The following is a 20,791-nucleotide window of genomic DNA, read 5'->3' as shown; positions in this document are numbered from 1 at the left end:
AACATTAGACTGACATTCATCGCCCATGAAATCCCTCCTTCTGAAACTCTGCACCGCGGCGTTGCTAGGCACATCCGCCGCTGCGGCGAATGTGCAGGCCGCCGATCTGCATGTGATGAGCTCGGGCGGCTTTACCGCCGCCTACAAGCTGCTTGGCCCGAAGTTCGCGGCGTCCACCGGCGATACGCTCGATACCGCGCTCGGCCCGTCGATGGGCAAGTCGCCTGAGGCCATTCCTAACCGGCTTCAGCGCGGCGAACCTGCCGACGTGGTGATCATGGTCGGCTACGCCCTCGACGATCTGATCAAGCAGGGCAAGGTGATTCCCGATTCGCGCGTCGAGCTCGCGGATTCGCGGATCGGCATGGTCGTGCGCGAAGGCGCGCCGAAGCCCGACATCGGGTCCGAGGCGGCGCTCAAGGAAACCTTGCTGCATGCCCGGTCGATCGCTTACTCGGATAGCGCGAGCGGTGTTTATATCGAGCGCGAGTTGTTCAAGCGGCTAGGCATCGAAGAGCAGGTGAAGACCAAGGCGAAGATGATCCCCAAGATTCCGGTGGCGTCGGTGGTTGCGACCGGCGACTACGAAGTGGGATTCCAGCAGGTGAGCGAGTTGCTTCCCGTGAAGGGCGCGGCGTACGTCGGCAAGATTCCGGAGTCGATGCAGTCCGTCACGCGCTTTGCAGCCGGCATTCCTGTCGGCGCGCAACACCCCAAGGAGGCCAAAGCGCTGCTCGACTATCTCGCGTCGCCCGCCGTGCAGCCGGAGGTGACATCGACCGGACTTGATTCCGTCGCCACGCATTGAAACCAAGGCAACGATTCAGCCCGTCAGGTCGGCGGGCTGATCGAATGCATCCTCAGGCTCATGCGCCAGGCTCAATGCGGTCGTCAGGCGCACCCGGTCGCAGGAACGCTCCCACATTGATACGAAGATCACCGCGCAGGCATTGCTGATCACACTGGTCAGGGCGCGCGCTTCGGACATGAAGCGATCGATGCCGACCAGCAGCGCGACGCCTGCAAGCGGCAAGTCGGGGATGACGGCGAGCGTCGCGACGAGCGCAACCAGTCCGCTGCCCGACACGCCCGCCGCGCCCTTCGACGTGAGCAGCATGACCCCGAGCATGGTCGCGATCTGGCCGCCCGAGAGGTGAACATCGCACGCTTGAGCGATGAACATGGAGGCGAGCGTCAGGTAGATCGCCGTGCCGTCGAGGTTAAACGAATAGCCGGCGGGCAGCACGAGTCCCACGATGCCCTTGTCGCAGCCAAGCGCTTCGAGCTTGACAATGAGGCGTGGCAGCACCGGTTCGGTCGACGACGTCGCGAGTACGATGACGAGTTCTTCGCGAATGTAGCGCAGCAGTCGCCAGAGCGAGAAGCCATGCAGCCGTGCGAGTGGACCGACCACACAAACGATGAACAGCAGGCACGCCGCATAGAACGCCACCATCAGCATGCCGAGCGAGCCAATCGAACGAATGCCGAAGCGGCCCACCGTGAATGCCATCGCGCCGAATGCGCCGACGGGCGCAAGCCGCATGATCATCGCAAGGATGCGAAACAGCACGTGCGCGATGCCGTCGATGAATTCCTGTACCCGGCGCCCGGCGCTTTTGTTGGCATTCAATGCGAACCCGAACAGAAGGGCAAGCAGCAGCACCGGCAGCACCTCGCCTTTCTCGAAAGCGCCGACGAGCGTCTCAGGGATCACATGCAGCGCGAATTCGACGAATCCGTGCGACTGCGAGCGCGTCGAATACTGCGCGAGGATCGTCGCATCCAGATGATGCGCGTCGATGTGCAGGCCCGCGCCCGGGTGCAGCGCAAACGCGGTCGCCAGCCCCAGAAAGAGCGCAACAATGGTGAGAAAGTAGAACAACGCCAGCGCCTTCAGAATCGTCCGCCCGATCTTCGATCCGCTCGCCAGCGACGTGATGCCGGTGACCATCGTGCAAAAGACGATCGGCGCGATCATCATGCGCACCAGCGCGACGAACGCATCGCTGAGTGGTTTGAGCGACGCGCTGGCCTGTGGCCAGAAGTGGCCGACGGCCATGCCGAGCCCCATTCCAAGCAGGACCTGAACGTAAAGCAGCCTGAACGGCCTCGCCAACCTCATTTCGGCGCCTTCTTTCCCGCGGCGCCGACCGTGCCGCTGCGCTTCGTGTCGAGGATCGTCTGATAGAACTGTTGCGCGGCCGGCGCGAGCGGACGTCCGCGGCGTCTGACTATGCCGACGCGTCTCGTCACGACCGGATCGACGAGCGGCACGCTTGTCAGAATCGGATGGTCGCGCATGGGCATGGCCATTGAAGGCACGGCGGCCACACCGAGTCCTGCTTCGATCAGGCCAAGCATGGTGGTGACATGGCGGGTCTCGCAGACGCTAGGCATCCTCGGCGCCACGGTGGTCAGCGCCTGATCGAGCAGCAGGCGGTTGCCGGAAGTCTTGTCCACGGATACATATTCGTGTTCATAAAGCTCGTTCCAGGTCACGCGCTTTTTCTGAGCAAGGGGATGATCGCGGCGGCACGCGGCGACAAACCGTTCCTGCAGCAAGACCTTGAACTCGACCTCGGTCTCCTGGCTGCCCATGAAGCTGACGCCGAAATCGGCTTCGCCGCTGATCACTGAGCCGAGCACTTCGTTGGCGCTCGAGTCGAGGAGCTTGACCCGGATTCGCGGATAGCGGCTGTGGTAGGCGGCAATGACGCTCGGCAGGAAATAATAGGCAACGGACGGCACACATGCGATGGTCACATGACCCAGGCGGCTCGTGGAGACGTCGCGGATACCGAGCAACGCGACATCGAGATCGTCGAGCAGTTGTTCCGCGCTCGGGGCGAAAACGCGTCCTACGGTCGTGAGCGTAACGCTTCGGGTTGTTCGCTCGAACAGCCGCACGCCGAGGGCCGCTTCGAGCTTCTCGATGCGGCGGCTCAATGCCGGCTGCGAGATGTTGACCGCCTCCGCGGCTTTGCGGAAGCTACCCAACTCGACGACAGCTCGAAACGCCTGCAAATCGTTCAGGTCGAAGTTAACGCCCACGAGCCATCCTCCGAATTCTAGATGCGGCTATTTTGCATGATGCGGGCGAAAGCGCCCATCGAGAGCAACACTCGGTAAATTCAGCCCAAGGGATCGCACCGAAGTCGGGGCGGGGGGCCGGTTCCGTGGTGTCAGCGGTCATTCATGGCCGAGAGGTGGATGTTTCTTTATGGCCGGAAGCACGCATTCGCCCCGGCCGCCGGAACGCCGCCGTTAACGAGTCCGACGTCCGCTCTAGAGAGCGGTCGCCGAGCTGGTGCTATCGGCCAGAAACCGTCACTTACCGTCGATTTGCTAGCCCCGTAGCCGGAACGCCCGGTGCGCCAGTGCCAGCCTCCCTTTGCGGCCGGTGGGCGCCGCAAAGCGCAAGCGGTTCCTCACTCGTTCGGCCAGAAAAGAAACAGCCCTGTACGTCCGGTGGGCTATCATGCCTATCCTCTCCGAAGTAGCTCCTTATGATTTCCGTCCGTAATGTCACGCTGCGCCGTGGCGTCAATGTCGTACTCGATAGCGCGTCCGTCACCTTCACCCCCGGCGAAAAGATCGGCCTTGTCGGCCGCAATGGCGCCGGCAAATCGTCCTTCTTCGGCCTTCTGAACGGCACGCTGCACGAAGACGGCGGCGAATTCTCGATTCCCGCTGCATGGAAGATGGGCCAGGTCGCGCAGGAGATGCCGGAGACCGAGCAGAGTGCAACCGATTTCGTCATCGACGGCGACACCGTACTGCTGGCCGCGCAGGCCGAAGTAGCCGCCGCCGAGGCCAGCGACGACGGCATGCGCATGGCGCACGCCTACATGGCCCTGCACGACGCCGGTGCACATGATGCCCCCGCGCGTGCCCAGGCGCTGATCCTGGGCCTTGGCTTCAGTGCCGCGCAGCTTAGCCAGCCGGTCAACAGCTTCTCCGGCGGATGGCGTATGCGACTGCAACTGGCGCGCGCGCTCATGTGCCCGTCCGACTTGCTGTTGCTCGACGAGCCGACCAATCACCTGGACCTCGACGCGCTGGTCTGGCTGGAAGCCTGGCTCAAGCGCTATCAAGGAACCTTGGTGGTGATCAGCCACGACCGCGAATTCCTCGATGCGGTGACGCAGGTGACGGTGCACGTCGACAACGCCAAGCTCGTGCGTTATGGCGGCAACTACAGCAAGTTCGAAGACATGCGCGCTGAGCAACTGGTGTTGCAGCAGGCCGCGGTGGCCCGGCAGGCGGACAAGATCGCCCACCTGCAGAAATTCATCGACCGTTTCAAGGCCAAGGCCTCGAAGGCGAAGCAGGCCCAGAGCCGGGTCAAGGCGCTCGAACGCATGGAGAAGATCGCACCGGTGCTTGCCGATGCGGAGTTCACCTTCGAGTTCAAGGAGCCGCTCAACGTCCCGAACCCGCTGTTGTCGATGCTGGACGCGAGCTTCGGCTACGCGGCGCCCACCGACGCACCGCCGGGCACGCCGCCGACGGTCATCGTGCGGGGCATCAACCGGTCCGTGCTGGCCGGGCAACGCATCGGCATTCTCGGTGCCAACGGCCAGGGCAAGTCCACTCTGGTGAAGACGGTGGCGCACGAGCTGGCGCCGATCGCCGGCGAAATCAGCGAAGGCAAAGGCCTGAACATCGGTTACTTCGCACAGCAGGAACTCGACGTGCTGCGTCCCCTCGACACGCCAATGGAACACATGATCCGCCTTGCCAAGGACACGCCTGCGCACATGCGTGCCCCCGGCCAGAGTGGCACCGAACAATCGCTTCGCACTTTCCTTGGCACGTTCAACTTCAGTGGCGACATGGTCCATCAGGCGGTCAGCACGATGAGCGGCGGCGAAAAGGCGCGGCTCGTGTTGTGCATGATCGTGTGGCAGCGCCCCAATCTGCTGCTGCTCGACGAGCCGACCAACCACCTCGACCTGGCCACACGCGAAGCGCTAGGCATGGCACTCAACGAATTCGAAGGCACGGTGATGCTGGTCAGTCACGACCGGTCGCTGCTGCGCGCGGTGTGTGACGAGTTCTGGCTTGTCACCAAGGGTGGTGTCGAGCCCTTCGACGGCGATCTGGACGATTACCAGCAGTTCCTGCGCGACGAAGCCCGTCGCATGCGCGAGCAGGCTGCGGGGGAACAGAAGGTCATCGTTTGAGTTAGCCCTTGGCAGTTCCAGTTTTGGACGCGGCCATAGCGCTCGCATCGAGCCGAAGGGGCACTTAAGGCCAGCTGGGGTTCTTTGCGCAGTGCGCGGGTTGAGGATTCCGGCGGATGGGGGTGTCGGGCGGAAGTCGGCCAGTTTCGGCCGTTCGACATCGATGTCTAGATCGTCGACAATCGGTGCATGCGTCCCGTTGAGTCATTCTTAGCGGGCCCGGCGAACCCTTCGCCGCCGGGCCAGGAGCGCAGATAATAGAGATTTGTCTCTGTACAAATCCCAATCAGCGCTCAGATCACAGGCTCTTGACCGCCTCCGTTGCGGCCTCGTCAATCAAGGCCGCAACTTCCACGGGTTTCGATGCCAGCGAGGCATGGCTGGCCGCTAGCGTAATGATTTTCTTCGCGCCCAATCGGGCTGACATCCTCGCCTCGTTTTCCGGCGAAATCATTCTGTCTTCGCTTGAAATCTGATACCACGATGGCTTCTTCTTCCATGCAGGAGCCGTGATCGTATCGCCGAACGTACTGGCGAGAGGCGCCTTTTGCGTCACCCCCATGACCAGACCCTCTTCCGGCGTCAGGTCCTGGCAGAAACTCTCGTGAAACTTTTCTGGCTTGACCCACAGATAACCATCGCTGTCAGGGGAGAGATTGGCCGCGGCAACGGGAACGCTTTCCTGCGTGATGCCGCCAGGGCTTTCGCCGGCGTCGGGTGCAAAGGCCGCGATATAGACCAGTCCGACAACGTTCGGAAGATCGCCTGCTTCGGTGATGACCGCACCACCGTACGAGTGACCGACGAGTAGTACCGGCCCATTGACCTGCGCAACCATTTTCCGGGTTCGCTCGGCGTCATCCGCGAGCGAGGTCAAGGGCATTTCGACAGCGCGTATCGACGAATAGCCCTTGCGTGACAGCTCGATGATCACTTTGCTCCAGTGAGCGGCGCCGCCCCAAAATCCATGCACGAGTACGATCGTGGGTTTGTTGCTCATACTTGACTCCAGTTCGATATTCACAAAGGCTTCTCACCGGCGGACGTTGCCTCATGCGATCCGCCGGCGCTTCGGACCACAAGCAGAAAACCGCCATGCGGTTCCCCCACACGCGGTCAGAACGCGGCTAATCGACGCGCGGCGCTTGGGAGCTCTGGATACCACGGCAATCTGAACTAGATTATTGGGCTTGGAATCCCCATTTGCCATGACTGAAACGCGAAAAATGATGCCGACACGCCGAAACCCTCAGCGGCAACGCAATATAGCGTTGCCGCGCGAACGCCTTGCTGGGGACGTCTTTTTCAATGTATTCGATCTCGCCTGTGTGCGAGGCGGCATTGTTGGCGACGATGTCGTGGAGGTCGGACAAACGTTGAAGTTCGCGCCCGGAGACGCGTACATACACATCATTCACGACGCAGTGTGCCAGTTGCGCATGGTCGACAATAAAGGCGGGTTGGCCCTCGCGCCGGGCGATGTCGTTATCCTTCCGCATGCGCACGGTCACACGCTCGAGCGTCGTTCGGCTGATAGTGGGGCAACGAAGCAACAGCCCGCAGCGTCCTCAGCCAGAGTGACGACGGGCGTGCTGGAGTTCGATGGATCGCATGGACGCTCACTGGTGAACGGCTTGCCGCGAATTCTCCATGTCAAACGATCCACCGTCGCCCAGACTTCGGCGCAGGGTGCCGCCGAGTGGCTGCCTATGACGGTCGCGGCAATTGAAGAAGAGTTGCGTCATCCGTCGATAGGAAGCGCAGTCATGCTGGCCAAGATCGCGGACCTATTGTTCATCTGGGCGATCCGTCATTGGCTGGCGGGGGAGCGTGCTGACCAGAAGGGCTGGATTGCTGCGCTAAGAGACCCGGCGATCAGCCATGCCTTATCACTCATGCACGCAAACCCCGGGCACAACTGGACGGTTAGCCAACTCGCAGAGCACGTCGCCCAATCCCGATCCAACTTTTCCCAACGATTCGTGCAATTGGTAGGCGAATCTCCCATGCGCTATCTGACCATTTGGCGTATGGAACTCGCCAGTAACCGGCTCCTTTCGTCGAGTCTTCGTGTTTCGCAAATCGCCGAGCAGTTAGGGTACATGTCCCAGGCTGCATTCAGTCGGGGTTTTCGGCGAGCGTTCGGGATGTCACCGACGGATTATCGCGAACGCGTTTGAATGACTTTGCGAAAGGATAGTAGATCTTGCAAGTCCGTCGAGTGGCGCATTTCGGCGGCGCGGGGTGATCCTGAAGCCCTGTCGTTCGGCAACGCGAAATGGCCGCTTTCCGGTCATGCGACTGTCCCCTCAGGGTTGAACTGCGCCGCTCGAAGTCACTGTGCTGGGTCTTCCCTGGCAGTGATAGTTCAGAGGGAATGGCAGCAGTAAGGCCTGTCCGATAACGGGGTAATTCACACCCCGACAATCACGCGCGGGGGCGCAAGTTCGATTCGCGAGAAGGCAAGCTTGACGACGTGAATCAAAGCAACCGGTACGCCAGTCGCGCGGCCGCTCTCGCAGTGCGCTTATCCTGATCGAACATCGGGTTGTACTCCGCGATATCCGCCACGCGCAGCTTGCCCGAAGCCCGCACGCGCAGCACCATCACTTCGATCACCGATAGCGGTACGCCCAGCGCAGCGGGCGCCGACACACCCGGCGCCGCGGCGGCCGGCAACACGTCGAGATCGATCGTCAGATAGACGTCGTCCGCCGCGTCGAGCAACTGCTGAAGCTCATTCAAACGCTGCGGCAATTGCGCTTCCTGCATATCGACGTCGAACACATAGTGCACGCCGAGTCGCTCCGCATGCGCGAACAGCGAGGCTGTATTGCTGAGATCGCTGATGCCGAAGCACGCATAATTGAACGGCACCCCTCGTTCCGCACAATCAAGCGCGATCTGATCGAACGGCGTGCCGGAATTCGCGGGACGCTTTTGACGCAGATCGAAGTGAGCGTCGAAGTTGATGATCAGCAGTTTGCGCGCTATCAGCGGCGTGGCTTCAATCTCGGCTTCACGCTGCTGATGCAGCCGCAAACCGCTATATGTGCCCCACGCGACCTCATGACCGCCGCCCAACACCAACGGGCGTCCGCCGCCCGCCAGCACCTCACTGATCACGTGGGCCAGTTCCGCCTGCGCGGCTTCGAGGTCGCCGTCGTCGCACACCACGTCGCCCGCATCGGCCAGTGTCGCCATCGCCGTTTTGGCCGGTAAGCCCGCCAGCACCCGGCGCAATTCCATGGGCGCATGCGCCGCGCCGATCCGGCCTTGATTGCGGCGTACGCCTTCATCGGAGCAAAAGCCTACGATCACCGGCGCATCGTGCTGCACATGCGCCGCGCTACCGAACGGCGTCACCTGATTGAAAATACGCCGCGTGTCGCCGGCCTCGCCGTCGTCGGAACGGCCTGCCCACACCTTGTTATTGAATGGGACTCTCATGCGCGTGACAACACCGCCTGCAGGAATGCGCGTGTGCGCGGCTGTGATGGCGCAGAGAAAATCTCCGCGGGCGGCCCCGCTTCGACGATCACACCGCCGTCCATCACGACCACTACATCGGCGACTTCCTTCGCAAAGCCCATTTCGTGTGTGACGACCACCATCGTCATGCCTTCGCTCGCGAGCAGTTTCATCACTTGCAGCACTTCGCCGACCAGTTCGGGATCGAGGGCGGATGTGGGCTCGTCGAACAGCATCACCCGCGGCTGCATCGCTAGCGCGCGAGCAATCGCAACCCGTTGCTTCTGACCGCCCGACAGACTCGCCGGCATCACATGCGCCTTGTGCGCGAGCCCGACCTTCTCCAGCAACGCGATCGCAGCCGCTTCGGCCTGCGCCTTGCTGGCGCCACGCAACATGCGCGGCCCCACGGTGATGTTATGCAGCACCGACAGGTGCGGAAACAGATTGAACGACTGAAACACCATGCCGACTTCGGTGCGCAGCGCATTCAGCGAACGCTCTTTGAGCATCTCGCCCTGGTCGACTAGCCGATGCCCACAAATGTCGATCGTGCCACCCTCTGCTTGTTCGAGTCCATTACAGCAGCGTAGAAATGTACTCTTGCCCGAGCCGCTCGGCCCGATCACCACCACGACCTGCTGCGGTTGGATATCGAAATCGATGCCGTTGAGCACGGTATGCGAACCGAACGATTTGGTCAGCCCGCGAATGCTGACGATAGGCTCATTGACTTTGGCCACGGTATTCATTGCACCATTCCTCCAGCACGCAAACGACGTTCGACACGATGCAGCGCGTAATTGGTCGCTTGCGTCAACACGAGATACACCAGCGCGATAGCGAGATACACTTCGAGCGAACGATACGACACGCTGATGATCTTCTGGCCTTCATGCATCAGATCGTCGATTGTCAGCAGCGACACCAGCGCCGAGTTCTTGATCAGCGCGATGAATTCGTTGCCGAGCGGCGGGATCATCCGCACGATGGCCTGCGGCAGAATGATCGCGCGCATCGCCTGCCCCGACGACATGCCGATCGAACGCGCCGCTTCCATCTGCCCGCGGTCGACCGACTGAATCGCGCCGCGCACGATCTCCGATACATAAGCCGCCGAATACAGACCGAGCCCGAGCATGCCGCACACAAACGCCGGTAGCAGAATGCCGAATTGCGGGAGGCCGAAGAACAGCAGGAAAAGTTGCACCAGCAACGGCGTGCCGCGGAAGAACGTCAGGTACGCGGTGCAGAAGCCGTACACCAGGCGCCGCTTCGGCGTCAGCCGGCCGATGCCGATCAACAGGCCAAGCACGCAACTGAGCGCGAGCGCAGCGGCGGTCACTTCGACCGTCACCAACGTGCCTCGCATGATGTCTGGCCAACCGGCAATCACCGGCGAGAAATCGAGTTCCATTTCGTTTGCCCGGCCGTTTATTGCGCACTCGCGCCGAACCACTTCTTGACGATCGCCGCATACGTGCCGTCAGCCTTGATCTTGGCGAGCGCGGTGTTGAACGCTGCCTTCAACTGCGGCTCGTCTTTGCGCACTGCGATGCCGTAGGCTTCGGTTGTCAGCGTTTTGTCGAGTACGCGGAAGCCGGGGCGCGTTTTCGCAACTTGATACGCAGCCGGCTTACCCGTCACCGCAGCGTCGGCACGGCCGATGCCCACCAGATCGAACATTTCCTGATTCTTCTCGACCTCGACGCGATTGACCTGCGGAAAGTTATCGCGCAGGAAGTTCACCGACTTCGTGCCCACCTGGACTGAGACTTTCTTGCCGTTCAGATCGGCCACCGTCTTGATCGGTGAATCGCTTTTGACCAGCACGGCCAGACCGCCCGCGTAGTACGAATCGGTGAAGTCAACCACTTTCGCGCGCTCGTCGGTAATGTAGATGCCAGAGATCGCAGCGTCGAAACGATGCGCGATCAGACCGGGAATCAGCCCTTTGAAGTCAATGTCGGTCCATTGCACGCGTTTGCCCATCGCTTTCGCGAGCGCACTCATGAGGTCGACGTCGAAGCCGGTGCGCGCGCCGTTCTCGGTGTACTCCATCGGCGGGAAAGTGGCGTCGGTGGCGACGGTCAGCACATCCGGCGTTTGTGCTGACGCCGCGCCGGAAAATCCGCCAAACGTCACGGCGAACGTGACGCATGCAAGGGACAACAGTCGTTGCAGCTTCATGAGGTAGACTCCTTGTGGTTCTATCAAGTCATGCGATTGATTCGGAAACCGAACTGAAGGATGAAATTGAGAATCTTCGTCCCGCTAGTCGGTTTGCATATGCTCGGAAATGGCGCGGGCCGTACGTAGCGTCCCGTCGATGAATTGGCTTTCTCGTCCGATGGCGCGCGTGGATGGCGCCATCAACGTGATCGACGCGCTGCTGCCGGCGCCGCGTCCACCGTGATGAAAGATCGGGGCGCTGACGCCCCACACGCCCGGGTCGACTTCGCTGTCGCTAACGGCGTAGCCTTGGGCTCGAATCTGTTGAAGTTCTGCTTCAATCGCGGTACGGCCGGCGGGGTCGTTGTCGAACAGGCTGTCGAGCACTTCGAGGCGCGCCTTGTCTGCCATGAATGCCAAAAGGGACTTCGCCGAGGCGCCCGCCTTGAGCGGGACGGCGCGGCCTTTCTCGAACGAGCAGCGCAACGAATGCTGGCTGTCGACCATCTCGAGGCACATCACCTGATGCCTGACCGCGACCACCAGGCCAATGCTTTCCTGCGACGCGCGCGCGAGCTGCTGCATCTCACTGCGGCTCGCTTCGACGAGCAGCGAATTCACATCGAAGCCAAGCGCGAGTTGCAAGCTGATCGGACCAGGCGCGTAATACCCGGCGTTTTCGGCGACGAAACCCCAACGCTTGAGCAGCGCAATCTGACGGTACAGTGTGCTTTGCGCAAGCCCGGTCACGGCCAGCAGATCTTTGACTGACATCGCCTTGCCATAACTGGCGAGCGCGGCCAGCACCAGCAATACCCGTTCAGCCCCTGTCACACCCTGTTCTACGTTCACGATCACGCCACTCGAGATCCAACCAGAACTCAGAATGCCAGACCATTCTCGAATTTCAAAAATACAATTCCCATTCAGCGGGAATCAGAGGGGAGGGATTTCCCGAAGAAGGGACATCGGCAGCAGGGATACTCGTGCCACGACATCCAGAATGGCCCGTTTATTGCCCGGATTTTTTCGACCGAAGTAACTATCGAGTGCACTCCAGTCAGGTCGGCCTCGACGTTACCCCGAGCGCGCAGAACGCCGCTGGCTTAGAGACGCGCCGCGAAGATCGAGCAAGATCGGCTAGGCGCAATGCCCAATTTTCGACGAACCTGTTGCAAACAGTACGACTGAGCCCGCAGCCAATGCAGACCACCGACAATGTCACAAGCGCCGCTTACAAGAAGCGTTTCGAATCGATGCTCGCCTATATCGACGCGAACCTGGAGGGCGATCTGTCGGTGGATGTGCTTAGCCGCATTGCCAACTTCTCGAAGTTCCATTTTCATCGCCAGTTTGCCGGTTACGTCGGGATGCCGGTCGCCCGCTATGTGCAACTACTGCGCTTGCGTCGCGCCGCGCATCGCCTGGCTTCGGCCAGGTCCTATGCGGTACTCGACGCTGCGCTCGATGCGGGCTTCGATAGCCCGGAGGCGTTCAGCCGGGCATTCAAGCGCGCGTTCGGCGTCGCGCCGAGCACGTTTCGACAACATCCACGCTGGCTGGTCTGGAGTGCGACCTTCGTCGTCCCCTATCTCTCAAGGAAACTGACCATGCAGGTACAAATAGTCAACTTCGCTGAAACGCGCGTCGCGGCGCTGGAACACTGTGGATCGACTGGGCTTCTCAACGAGAGTGTTCGAAAGTTCATTGACTGGCGCAAGCAAAGTGGGCAATCGCCGGTATCGTCGAGCAGGACGTTTGGCATCCCTCGCGGCAATCCGGATACGACGCCGATGGAAGCTTTCCGTTTCGACATCTGCGCAGAGATCGAAGAAGCCGTCGCGCCGAATAATTACGGCGTGCGCGAACTCGTTATTCCAGCTGGCCGATGCGCGGTTATTCGACATACGGGTTCAACCGACCACATTGGCGAGGCAATCTATCCGCTCTATCGCGACTGGCTTCCTGGGAGCGGAGAAGAGTTGCGGGATTACCCGTTGTTCTTTCATTACTTGAGCGTCTTTCCCGAAACACCACAAGACCAATGGCAGACCGACATCTACATTCCGCTGGTGTAACAGGCAAGCCCTGCTGCGGCGAACAGAGAGTCGCGATAACTTACCCCAATACCGGCGTTGCCAATGACGATATTGCATACCCTAGCGATGTTTTTTGGGCATCTAGCCGTCATCGTCTGCATTGCGCTGGCCATGGTAGCGACGTCGTTCCGCCCAGCAAAAGTGAAGAGCGGCATTTTCAGTTTCAGCTCTCTAAAATCGACGCCCGATGCCGATTTGCCGCCCCTTCTGCGATACCCGGCGCGGGACGGCGAGCAACTCGCCTGGCGCTTTTATGACTCCCCTACTGACCAGTTGTTGATCTTCATCCACGGATCGTCGTATCACGGACGTTCATATCATGCGCTAGCCCAGGCCATCAGCCGATCCGGCGCAGCGAAAGTCATTTGCCGAATCTTCGGGGTCACTATCAGTCTGGCCGCCATCGGGGAGACGTCGACTACATCGGCCAGTTGGAAGACGACATAGCAGATCTGATTGACCAACTGCGGCGCCAGAACTTTCATGGGCCGGTTGTGCTCGGAGGACACTCCAGCGGCGGAGGCTTTGGAATCCGCTTTGCGGGTGGCCGCCACGCTCACCTCGTTTCGCGGTTTCTTTTGCTGAGCCCTGTCATTCCGAGGTCTGACACCATCAGGCAGAGATCAGCCGGTGGCTGGGCGCACCTTCACATGCGACGCATCATCGGCCTGGCGCTCCTGAACGCATTCGGCATCCGCGGATTCAATGCACTTCCAGTCATCGAATTCAACAAGCCAGTGCGCTTCTGGGACGGGACGGAAACCCTGACCTATTCGTACCGCCTGAACACGTCGTATCATCCTCGCGGCCGTTTCGTCGCAGACGTGCGCAAACTGACGGAGAGGTCGGCCATCTTTATCGGCGAGCTTGACGAGGCCGTCGACGCGCAATGTCTGGCGAGGATGATCAAGCGGGAGTCGCCCGCTACCGCGCTAGAGGTGCTTGCGGGCATGGATCATTTTGGTGTCTTCACGGACACTGCCGTACACGAAATGATAATCGAATGGATTGCGCAACGAGCCAGCACACCGCTGCCGCGCAATGCCCCGATCGTTGCCGGCGAGATCGGGGCGAATGGCGGCTTTCGGTGAATGGCCGAGGAAGTCGATCGGAGGTGGTCACGCGGGCGCAGTTCGGCCACGAGCGGTCATTTGGTGAATGGCGACCCTGCCGCTTGAGCGGCAGCAACACATCTCAAGCTGACGGACAGCTGCCTGACTGTGTCCAAGCTGGAATCCCTTAGGGCGACCTACTTTTTTCCACTCCTGGACGCGTCGCGATTTCGCCTAGCCAGATACATGGGACGCGACAGTCGCGCGCTTTTTCGGTTTTCCGACGGCGTGGATCAATCACGGCGAGAACACCTTCGAGGAAATGGGCCAGAAGCCCGATTGAAAACTGGGCGGCCTCGATGATCTGTTGACAGTCCTGGATGATCACTCGTAGTCTCAATGGCGATTTCCGTCGCCAGAAAGTGACGTGCGGGGTGCCCGGATGCGAAAGACACTCCGCACAACAGACCAGCTCCACTGCGGTTGCCGACCTTTTCGCTACTTGCGTGCGGGCAACTTCGCCAGCAGTGGTCCAAGACCCTCGGCAACTGTCAGATGAGAGATCACTGCATCCCTGAGTTTCGGATAAGGAAGCTCGGCAATCATTGCCGTCTGCATCGCCGCCAGCACTTCTCCTGCTTCCGACCCGATCATCGTAAAGCCCAGGATGCGGTCGTCCTTTTCACCGACGAGCACCTTCATAAAGCCCTGCTTTTCGTCGGTCGCTTCCGTTCGTAGTACGTTGCTCATCGGCAGCGTCGCTACACGCACAGCCATGTCAGCCTGTTTTGCGTCGGTTTCACTCAAACCCACGCGCGCAAGCGGCGGGTCGGTGAACAGCGTGTACGGGATTAATCGATCTTTCGTGCTTCGATGTCCACCCTCCATATTGCCGAGCACGATCCGGAAATCATCGACCGACACATGTGTGAATTGCGGGCTTCCAGCGGCTTCACCGATCGCCCAGGTGCCGGGTGCCGACGCCTGCAACTTGTCGTTCACTTTTACGTAGCCGCGCTCGTCTAGTTCGATCCCCGTTCGCTCCAGTCCTATCCCAGCGGTGTTCGGCACGCGTCCGGCTGCAACCAGGATGTCGGTACCAATCAACGTCTGGTCTCCGCCAGGCGTGCGCAGAACGACGCGCGCATCTGAACCCGACCGTCCTTCCACACGAACGGTCTGCGCGTTCAGCACGACGTCGATGTCCTCGGCTTGCAGAATTCGTAGCATTTCGGCGCTTACGTCCGTGTCTTCCCGCGACATGAGACGCGCGTTGCGCTCAACCAGGGTCACGCGGCTGCCGAACCGGCGATACGCCTGTGCCATCTCAACACCGATATAGCCGCCGCCTAGCACGATCAAATGCTCCGGCGCGCGATCCAGCTCCAGGGCGCCAATATGCGTCAGCGGATTGGCCGCCCGCAAACCCGGCACGTCCGGTATGGCGGCATGCGTGCCGACGTTGATCACCACCCGTTCACCCCGGAGCGTACGCGTACCGCCATCGTTGAGTTGCACTTCGATTGTTTTCGGCCCGACGAAACGTCCAACACCCATGATCAGTTCAGCACCGCTCGCCGCATAAGCGTCCAGGTGGAACGCTACTTCGCGTTCGACCATGCTCCGCTTGCGATCGCGGACCTTTGCCATGTCGATCACAACCGGACCTGTGGTTGCCCCGAAATTCGCGGCGTGGCGCGTCAAATGTGCGACGCGCGCACTCCAGATCTCATTCTTGCTGGGCAGACACGCCACTGCCGGGCACGAACCGCCGACCCATTGCCGCTCGACTACCCCGACCCGCTGCCCGGAGCGGGCAAGATGCCACGCCAGCAGCTTGCCGCCCTGGCCACTGCCGAGAATTAACGTTTCGAAACTTTCAATTTTGGACATGACCGTCTCCGAACCAGCTACGAGTTGAATGAAAATGCAAACAGCGGCACCACCGCCGCTGCGCATTACGCGACGCGCGGGAAATCGACATCTGTGTCGTTGATGCGATTGAAGGTATTGGTAAAGATCGTCATGGCAATGGCCAGCGAAATTTCGGCCAGCTGCGTGTCCGAGTAGCCAGCCGCGTGAATCGCGACATACTCGCTTTCGGCAATCGTGCCGCGCGTCGTGTGCAGGATCGTCACAAAATGGATCAGCGCGTCCCGTTTTGCATCACCAGTCGGCTGGCTCGCGCGAATTTGCCTAAGGGTATCGGCGCAAGTCCGGCAAGCTTGCCAAGCATGACGTGCGCGGCCACGCAGTAGTCACAACCCGTCTGCTCGCTGACCAGCAGCTTGATGGTTTCCAGATCCTGCTTGCTCAGACTGCTGGAGGCAAGCGTACCTTCGGCGTCGAGGGCGGCGTTCAACGTTGCGGGCGCGAGGTGCCCCAGCGCCGCGAACAGATTTGGCACGCTGCCACCCGCGATCTTGCGAACGCGTGTGTAGACCTCGGCGGCGTCGCCGGTGGCGTTGGCGACGGCGGGTATGGCGATGCGACTCATGGTGGACCTCGTTCAGTGGTGGTTAGGAGCCTCCACTTTAGGGCCGCCGGATGAGCTTGTTGAGTATCTAAAAACTCAATATCATGCTCAAAAGTATCAACGTTTCAACCGGGACATGTATGCCGATTTCGATCGATTGGCTGAGCCGACTGCTCGGCATGATGACGGTGCGCGGTCAGCTAGAACTTCGGTGCTCCTACGGCGCGCCGTGGGAAGTCATCTACGCCGATTCGGATGCGGGCGAAATGCCGTATCACATTGTGCTTAGCGGATCGGCCGTACTAGAGACGTCCGATGGCGGCCAGCCGCAACACTTGCGCGCCGGGGACATCGTGATGCTTCCGCACGGTTCGGCGCATACGCTTCGCGATGGCAGCGGCGCGCGGCCGAAGCCTGCTCGGCAACGCGCGGCGCTGAACTTGATCATCAGCGAAAACAAGGGCACCGGCGAGCGTTTGGACATGCTGTGCGGACGCATCATCCTGGCGCCGCCGCATGACCGCTTCGTTCGTGCGTATCTGCCGACGCGGCTAGTCGTTCGAACGTCGACAGCAAAGGGCAGCGGGCAGGGCACAGCGCTGGAACAGTTGAATGGTCTCGTCGCGCTGATGCGCGCGGAATCGATCGCTGGCAATCTCGGCGGCTATGCGATGATGAATGCGCTGTCAGCGGCGCTTTTCGCGCTGGCGTTGCGTGCAAGCACGGCGTCCGACCAAGCGCCCGCCGGACTGTTGACGCTCGCCGGACATTCTCGACTGTCCCCCGCGCTTGTAGCAATCTTTAATGACCCGGCACGAGACTGGACGCTGCCGCAACTGGCGAGTTTGTGCAGCATGTCGCGCGCAACGTTGATCCGTCATTTTGAGAACAAGGTGGGACGTTCACCGATCGATCTGCTAACCAGCGTTCGAATGGCGCTGGCGGCAAATGAGCTGCAAAGGCCAGGCATATCAACCGAAGTCGTGGCCGAGACGGTCGGCTATCAATCGGTGGCCGCCTTCAGGCGTGCTTTCAGTCAGCACTTCGATATGACGCCGGCGCACTGGCGGCGCTCGCAAGAGGAGACGCAGCAGTGAGCCTACGGACGCTGACGACGATCGCAGGCCCTGGTGGCCTGCAATCGTCATTGGCTTCGTTGCGTTCGCAATCAGGTTCAGGCAATGAGCTGCATCGCGAGTTCATCGTCCTTGATGCTTGCAATGGGTTGCAGAATTGAGCTATCGAACTTCTTCGGTTCGCGCCCGCTCGCGAGAAGCATCGGCAGATCGGGGTTGGCCAGAGCGCCGCGTCCGACTGTCACGATGTCCGCGCCGGACCCGAGCGCATGGGTAATCCGCTCGGCGGTGTGCAAGCCGCCGTTCGCGATGATTGTCACGTCCGGCGCAAAGCGGCGCGCCAGCGCGAAGAGGCTGTCGCGCGTGCCTTCGAATGCGGGCTGCCACGCTTCGTGCTCGGTCACGTGGATGAAGTTCACGCCTGCGTCCGCAAGCGTACCGAAGATCACTTCGGCGTCCGCCTCACCGCCTGGCCACTTGGAGGCGAAGTCGTTGACCTTGCCCTGTGAGATACGGATGCCGACCGGCACTGCGTCGCCGACGCTGAGCCGGACCGAATTCACGATATCTATGAGCAGTTGTACCCGCGCTCTCATGCTGCCACCCCAACGGTCGTTTCTGAGGTTCGTGTGTGCGCCCAGAAACTGGTCGAGCAGATAGCCATTCGCGCCGTGAATCTCCACGCCGCTAAAGCCCGCAATGGTCACCGCACGATGCGCCGCTTGTACGAAACCGCGGATCGCCTCGTCGATCTCGTCATCCGTCATCTGCTTTGGTTCGGGATACGGTCCATCGCCGTAATAGAACGCCATCTGTTCGCCTTTGGGCCGAACAGCCGATGGTGCTACCGTGTGCTGTCGATAAACATTGCCCTGACTCAGTGCGCCTGCATGCATCAGTTGCGCGAACACGCGGGCTCCGTGTGCCTGCATGCTACGGTTGAAGGTCGCCCATGCCCACGCCTGTTCGTCATCGGCCAGGCCGGGCTGAAAACGGTATCCTTGTGAAAACGCCTTATCGGTATAGATGCCTTCTGTCGTTACGAGACCGAAGCCGCCTTTTGCGAAACGACTGTAGTAGTCGAACATCGTCTGTGTCGGGTGGCCATATTCCGTGGCCGTGATGCGCGTCATCGGGGCGACTGCGACGCGGTTGCGCACTGCAATGCCGTTGCCGTCGTACGGGGAAAGGATCTGGGCGATGGAGTCGTTCATTTTGTGGCTCATCGTGAAATGAAAGTGACTTCATCGTAGGCGTCGGGAGGGTGGAAAAACAGACATCGAATGGTGAAGCCTCCATAACGCTTTCGGATATAAACCATGCTCGTTCCAGATGTTCGAACCTTCCTCGCCGTTGCGTCGGCGGGCAGTCTTTCGGCGGCGGCACGCCAGCTAGATGTCGTTCCTATGCAAGTGTCGCGGCGTATCGCGGCACTAGAGGAGGATCTTGGCGTGCGGCTTTTCCATCGGACGACTCGTTCGCTCACATTGACTGCCGAAGGTGAAGCGTTTGTTCCATTCGCCACGGCAATGGTAGATGCCGAATCGGGCGCGCGCGCCGAGCTTAGGCCGTCGCCGGGAACGGCGTCGGGCGTGCTCCGTCTGACGGCGCCAAGCGGGTTTGGACAGTCCGTCGTGCTGCCCATGCTTTCGGATTTGCTAGAAGCCAATCCAGAGCTTCGCATCGACCTCGATGTCTCGGATCGTCAGGTTGATATTGTCGGGCAAGGCCTCGACGTGGCCTTGCGGATTGCGCCGTTGGAGGACTCTGAGCTAGTGGCGAAGAAAATCGCTTCGAATCCTCGCCTGGTGTGCGCCGCCCCGGCGTATCTGGAAAAACATGGACGTCCCTTGACGGTCGCCGATCTGGACAGTCACGCCTGTATCCGATTGAGTGCGCTGCGCCGGTGGCCGCTTATCGTCGAGGGAACGTTGGTCCGCAAACACGTGGATGCCCGCGTAACCACGTCCAGTGTCGAAGCCGCGCGGAGCGCCGCCGTACAGGGACTCGGACTTGTGCAGTTGACGTATTGGGACGTTTTCCGACAGTTAGCTGACAACTCGCTAGTGCAGATCCATTTGACGGATGCGGCGATGGAGGACTTATCGGTCTGGGCGGTGATGCCGAGCAGACAGTATGTTCCAAATAGGGTGAATGTCTTCCTGGGCGCGCTTCAAAGTAAGCTCGCTGAACTCAGCGAAGGACATTGACGTCGAGGTCAACCTTGCACTGATTCCGGCTCGTTGAACTTCCGTGGAGAGCCGACGGGCAGCGAGCGGCACCTTTCGCCCGATTGGGGACGTTCACAGCCTAGCCGGAGAAGGTCGGCTCAGGGTCGACCAAAGCCGATCGCATAAGGCACAGGTTGGCCATGAACAGACGTTCGACACGCCGACTTGAATCTCTGACAATCTGAGAAAGCTGTCGCACCATTGCGCCAACGTCACAACAAGTAACGACATTCCATGATCTTCAACGTTTTCCTCAGCAAGCTTCAACAGAAAGTTTTGGGTAGACGTGAGAGCGGCATTGTCAGTTTCGTCACCGGCTTCTCTCCTCGAGCTATCAAGCGGCTGGAGAGAAAGGAGGACGCAGTGGCGACGTTGCACAAGGCTATTCTGGAGCGCAAGCGCTCCTCGCTCATGAATGAAGGCCTTTCTTGGGATGAGGCCACCGCCCTTATGGCGCAGATTCCGAGCTTCACCGGAAACACGGTGACTCCCCGACCGCTCTGCGATCTCGTGTTCCTTAGCCCGGTGCAATGCAGGGCTACTACGCGCGGACGCTATCGGCAGCCCAGCAACTTGACGAGCTCAGCGAACGGCTCGCGGCTGCTCGGGAACACGGATCGGTCGCGGCCGCGCGGCAAGTCCTCGACGACAGTGGCTTCTTATCCCCTCTTTGGTTCGCCGATACCAATGAGAATCCGGATGCTGTGCCGGAACCAGCGGCTTGGCGCGCTCTCCTTGCCGCGCGGACCTGGCAAGAGATGGATGCACCACCACGGACCTTCGTTGGCCGTGCGCTGCTCGACTGGCTGGCGTGCTGGGATGTCGACTTCTGCTTGAGCAATTTTGTCCACTTCACCCCCCGCTCAGTCTTTGCTTTAGTTGCGCCTAGGATTTCGTCTCGAGTTCGAGTCAGAGAAGTCAATGGTCAAAGGCGCGAAGATGGTCTTGTCGACCGCGCAGAGCCAGAGGATGATCCCCAGACTGGCAAAGGTCGGCGCGGCCTACTCGCGACGCCCAGCAACAGG

The 20,791-nt window shown here is 60.6% G+C and carries 19 protein-coding genes and 1 pseudogene; 9 read left to right on the top strand and 11 right to left on the bottom strand.

Going from position 1 to position 20,791, the window contains the following annotated elements:
• Window positions 1–25: 25 nt before the first annotated feature.
• Window positions 26–808 carry a substrate-binding domain-containing protein gene (locus PQR54_RS14465; protein ID WP_408246695.1) on the top strand — a complete coding sequence of 261 codons (783 nt, stop codon included), beginning with the start codon at window positions 26–28 and terminating at the stop codon, window positions 806–808.
• A gap of 15 nt (window positions 809–823) precedes the next feature.
• Here PQR54_RS14465 and dctA read toward each other — a convergent pair whose 3' ends face one another.
• The gene (dctA, locus tag PQR54_RS14460; RefSeq protein WP_408246693.1) at window positions 824–2,125 is read right to left on the bottom strand and encodes a C4-dicarboxylate transporter DctA; all 1,302 of its coding nucleotides are present in this window, start codon (window positions 2,123–2,125) and stop codon (window positions 824–826) included.
• The gene (locus PQR54_RS14455) at window positions 2,122–3,054 is read right to left on the bottom strand and encodes a LysR family transcriptional regulator (protein WP_211608437.1); all 933 of its coding nucleotides are present in this window, start codon (window positions 3,052–3,054) and stop codon (window positions 2,122–2,124) included. The genes dctA and PQR54_RS14455 overlap by 4 nt, the downstream gene beginning before the upstream one ends.
• Window positions 3,055–3,509: 455 nt before the next feature.
• Between PQR54_RS14455 and PQR54_RS14450 the strand changes: the two genes are divergently transcribed.
• Window positions 3,510–5,189, top strand: a complete 1,680-nt coding sequence (locus tag PQR54_RS14450) for an ABC-F family ATP-binding cassette domain-containing protein (protein WP_408246691.1) — start codon at window positions 3,510–3,512, stop codon at window positions 5,187–5,189.
• A gap of 298 nt (window positions 5,190–5,487) precedes the next feature.
• Here the strand turns inward: PQR54_RS14450 and PQR54_RS14445 are convergent, their stop codons facing one another.
• Entirely contained in the window at window positions 5,488–6,189 is a 702-nt protein-coding gene (locus tag PQR54_RS14445) for an alpha/beta hydrolase (protein WP_408246688.1), read from the bottom strand.
• Between the two features lie 208 nt (window positions 6,190–6,397).
• Between PQR54_RS14445 and PQR54_RS14440 the strand changes: the two genes are divergently transcribed.
• Window positions 6,398–7,369, top strand: coding sequence for an AraC family transcriptional regulator (locus PQR54_RS14440; RefSeq protein ID WP_408246686.1), 972 nt, complete (start codon window positions 6,398–6,400; stop codon window positions 7,367–7,369).
• Window positions 7,370–7,670: 301 nt separating this feature from the next.
• On the opposite strand, the gene hutG is transcribed toward PQR54_RS14440, so the two are convergent.
• The 5 genes from hutG to PQR54_RS14415 form a co-directional block, all read right to left on the bottom strand.
• The gene (hutG, locus tag PQR54_RS14435; RefSeq protein ID WP_408246684.1) at window positions 7,671–8,639 is read right to left on the bottom strand and encodes a formimidoylglutamase; all 969 of its coding nucleotides are present in this window, start codon (window positions 8,637–8,639) and stop codon (window positions 7,671–7,673) included.
• Window positions 8,636–9,412, bottom strand: coding sequence for an amino acid ABC transporter ATP-binding protein (locus PQR54_RS14430; RefSeq protein ID WP_408246682.1), 777 nt, complete (start codon window positions 9,410–9,412; stop codon window positions 8,636–8,638). The genes hutG and PQR54_RS14430 overlap by 4 nt, the downstream gene beginning before the upstream one ends.
• Window positions 9,409–10,077, bottom strand: coding sequence for an amino acid ABC transporter permease (locus tag PQR54_RS14425; protein WP_408246680.1), 669 nt, complete (start codon window positions 10,075–10,077; stop codon window positions 9,409–9,411). Before PQR54_RS14425 ends, PQR54_RS14430 begins: the two co-directional genes overlap by 4 nt.
• Window positions 10,078–10,094: 17 nt before the next feature.
• Window positions 10,095–10,850, bottom strand: a complete 756-nt coding sequence (locus PQR54_RS14420; RefSeq protein WP_408246678.1) for a transporter substrate-binding domain-containing protein — start codon at window positions 10,848–10,850, stop codon at window positions 10,095–10,097.
• Window positions 10,851–10,934: 84 nt separating this feature from the next.
• Window positions 10,935–11,684 (bottom strand): IclR family transcriptional regulator, encoded by a 750-nt coding sequence (locus tag PQR54_RS14415; RefSeq protein WP_408246676.1) that lies wholly within the window; start codon window positions 11,682–11,684, stop codon window positions 10,935–10,937.
• 350 nt (window positions 11,685–12,034) lie between these two features.
• Between PQR54_RS14415 and PQR54_RS14410 the strand changes: the two genes are divergently transcribed.
• From PQR54_RS14410 to PQR54_RS14400, 3 genes are all read left to right on the top strand, one after another.
• Window positions 12,035–12,910, top strand: coding sequence for an AraC family transcriptional regulator (locus PQR54_RS14410; protein ID WP_408246674.1), 876 nt, complete (start codon window positions 12,035–12,037; stop codon window positions 12,908–12,910).
• A 63-nt stretch (window positions 12,911–12,973) separates the two neighbouring features.
• Window positions 12,974–13,378: a hypothetical protein gene (locus PQR54_RS14405; protein ID WP_408246672.1), complete on the top strand. Its 405-nt coding sequence runs from the start codon at window positions 12,974–12,976 to the stop codon at window positions 13,376–13,378.
• Window positions 13,297–14,022 (top strand): alpha/beta fold hydrolase, encoded by a 726-nt coding sequence (locus PQR54_RS14400; RefSeq protein WP_408246670.1) that lies wholly within the window; start codon window positions 13,297–13,299, stop codon window positions 14,020–14,022. Before PQR54_RS14405 ends, PQR54_RS14400 begins: the two co-directional genes overlap by 82 nt.
• 459 nt (window positions 14,023–14,481) lie before the next feature.
• Here the strand turns inward: PQR54_RS14400 and PQR54_RS14395 are convergent, their stop codons facing one another.
• Window positions 14,482–15,876 carry an FAD-dependent oxidoreductase gene (locus PQR54_RS14395; protein ID WP_408246668.1) on the bottom strand — a complete coding sequence of 465 codons (1,395 nt, stop codon included), beginning with the start codon at window positions 15,874–15,876 and terminating at the stop codon, window positions 14,482–14,484.
• Window positions 15,877–15,941: 65 nt separating this feature from the next.
• A pseudogene (locus PQR54_RS14390) lies at window positions 15,942–16,480 on the bottom strand (carboxymuconolactone decarboxylase family protein).
• A 119-nt stretch (window positions 16,481–16,599) separates the two neighbouring features.
• Between PQR54_RS14390 and PQR54_RS14385 the strand changes: the two are divergent.
• Window positions 16,600–17,556 (top strand): AraC family transcriptional regulator, encoded by a 957-nt coding sequence (locus PQR54_RS14385; protein ID WP_408246666.1) that lies wholly within the window; start codon window positions 16,600–16,602, stop codon window positions 17,554–17,556.
• A 77-nt stretch (window positions 17,557–17,633) separates the two neighbouring features.
• Here the strand turns inward: PQR54_RS14385 and PQR54_RS14380 are convergent, their stop codons facing one another.
• Entirely contained in the window at window positions 17,634–18,749 is a 1,116-nt protein-coding gene (locus PQR54_RS14380) for an NADH:flavin oxidoreductase (protein ID WP_408246664.1), read from the bottom strand.
• Window positions 18,750–18,854: 105 nt separating this feature from the next.
• On the opposite strand from PQR54_RS14380, the gene PQR54_RS14375 reads away from it, so the two are divergent.
• Together PQR54_RS14375 and PQR54_RS14370 are read left to right on the top strand one after the other, a co-directional pair.
• The gene (locus PQR54_RS14375; protein ID WP_408246662.1) at window positions 18,855–19,745 is read left to right on the top strand and encodes a LysR family transcriptional regulator; all 891 of its coding nucleotides are present in this window, start codon (window positions 18,855–18,857) and stop codon (window positions 19,743–19,745) included.
• Window positions 19,746–20,000: 255 nt separating this feature from the next.
• Window positions 20,001–20,603 (top strand): hypothetical protein, encoded by a 603-nt coding sequence (locus PQR54_RS14370; protein ID WP_408246660.1) that lies wholly within the window; start codon window positions 20,001–20,003, stop codon window positions 20,601–20,603.
• The last annotated feature ends 188 nt before the right edge of the window (window positions 20,604–20,791 follow it).

The sequence above is a fragment of the Paraburkholderia phytofirmans genome (assembly GCF_046028095.1).
Lineage (GTDB): Bacteria > Pseudomonadota > Gammaproteobacteria > Burkholderiales > Burkholderiaceae > Paraburkholderia > Paraburkholderia phytofirmans_A.
This window is presented reverse-complemented; position numbering and strand designations above follow the sequence as displayed.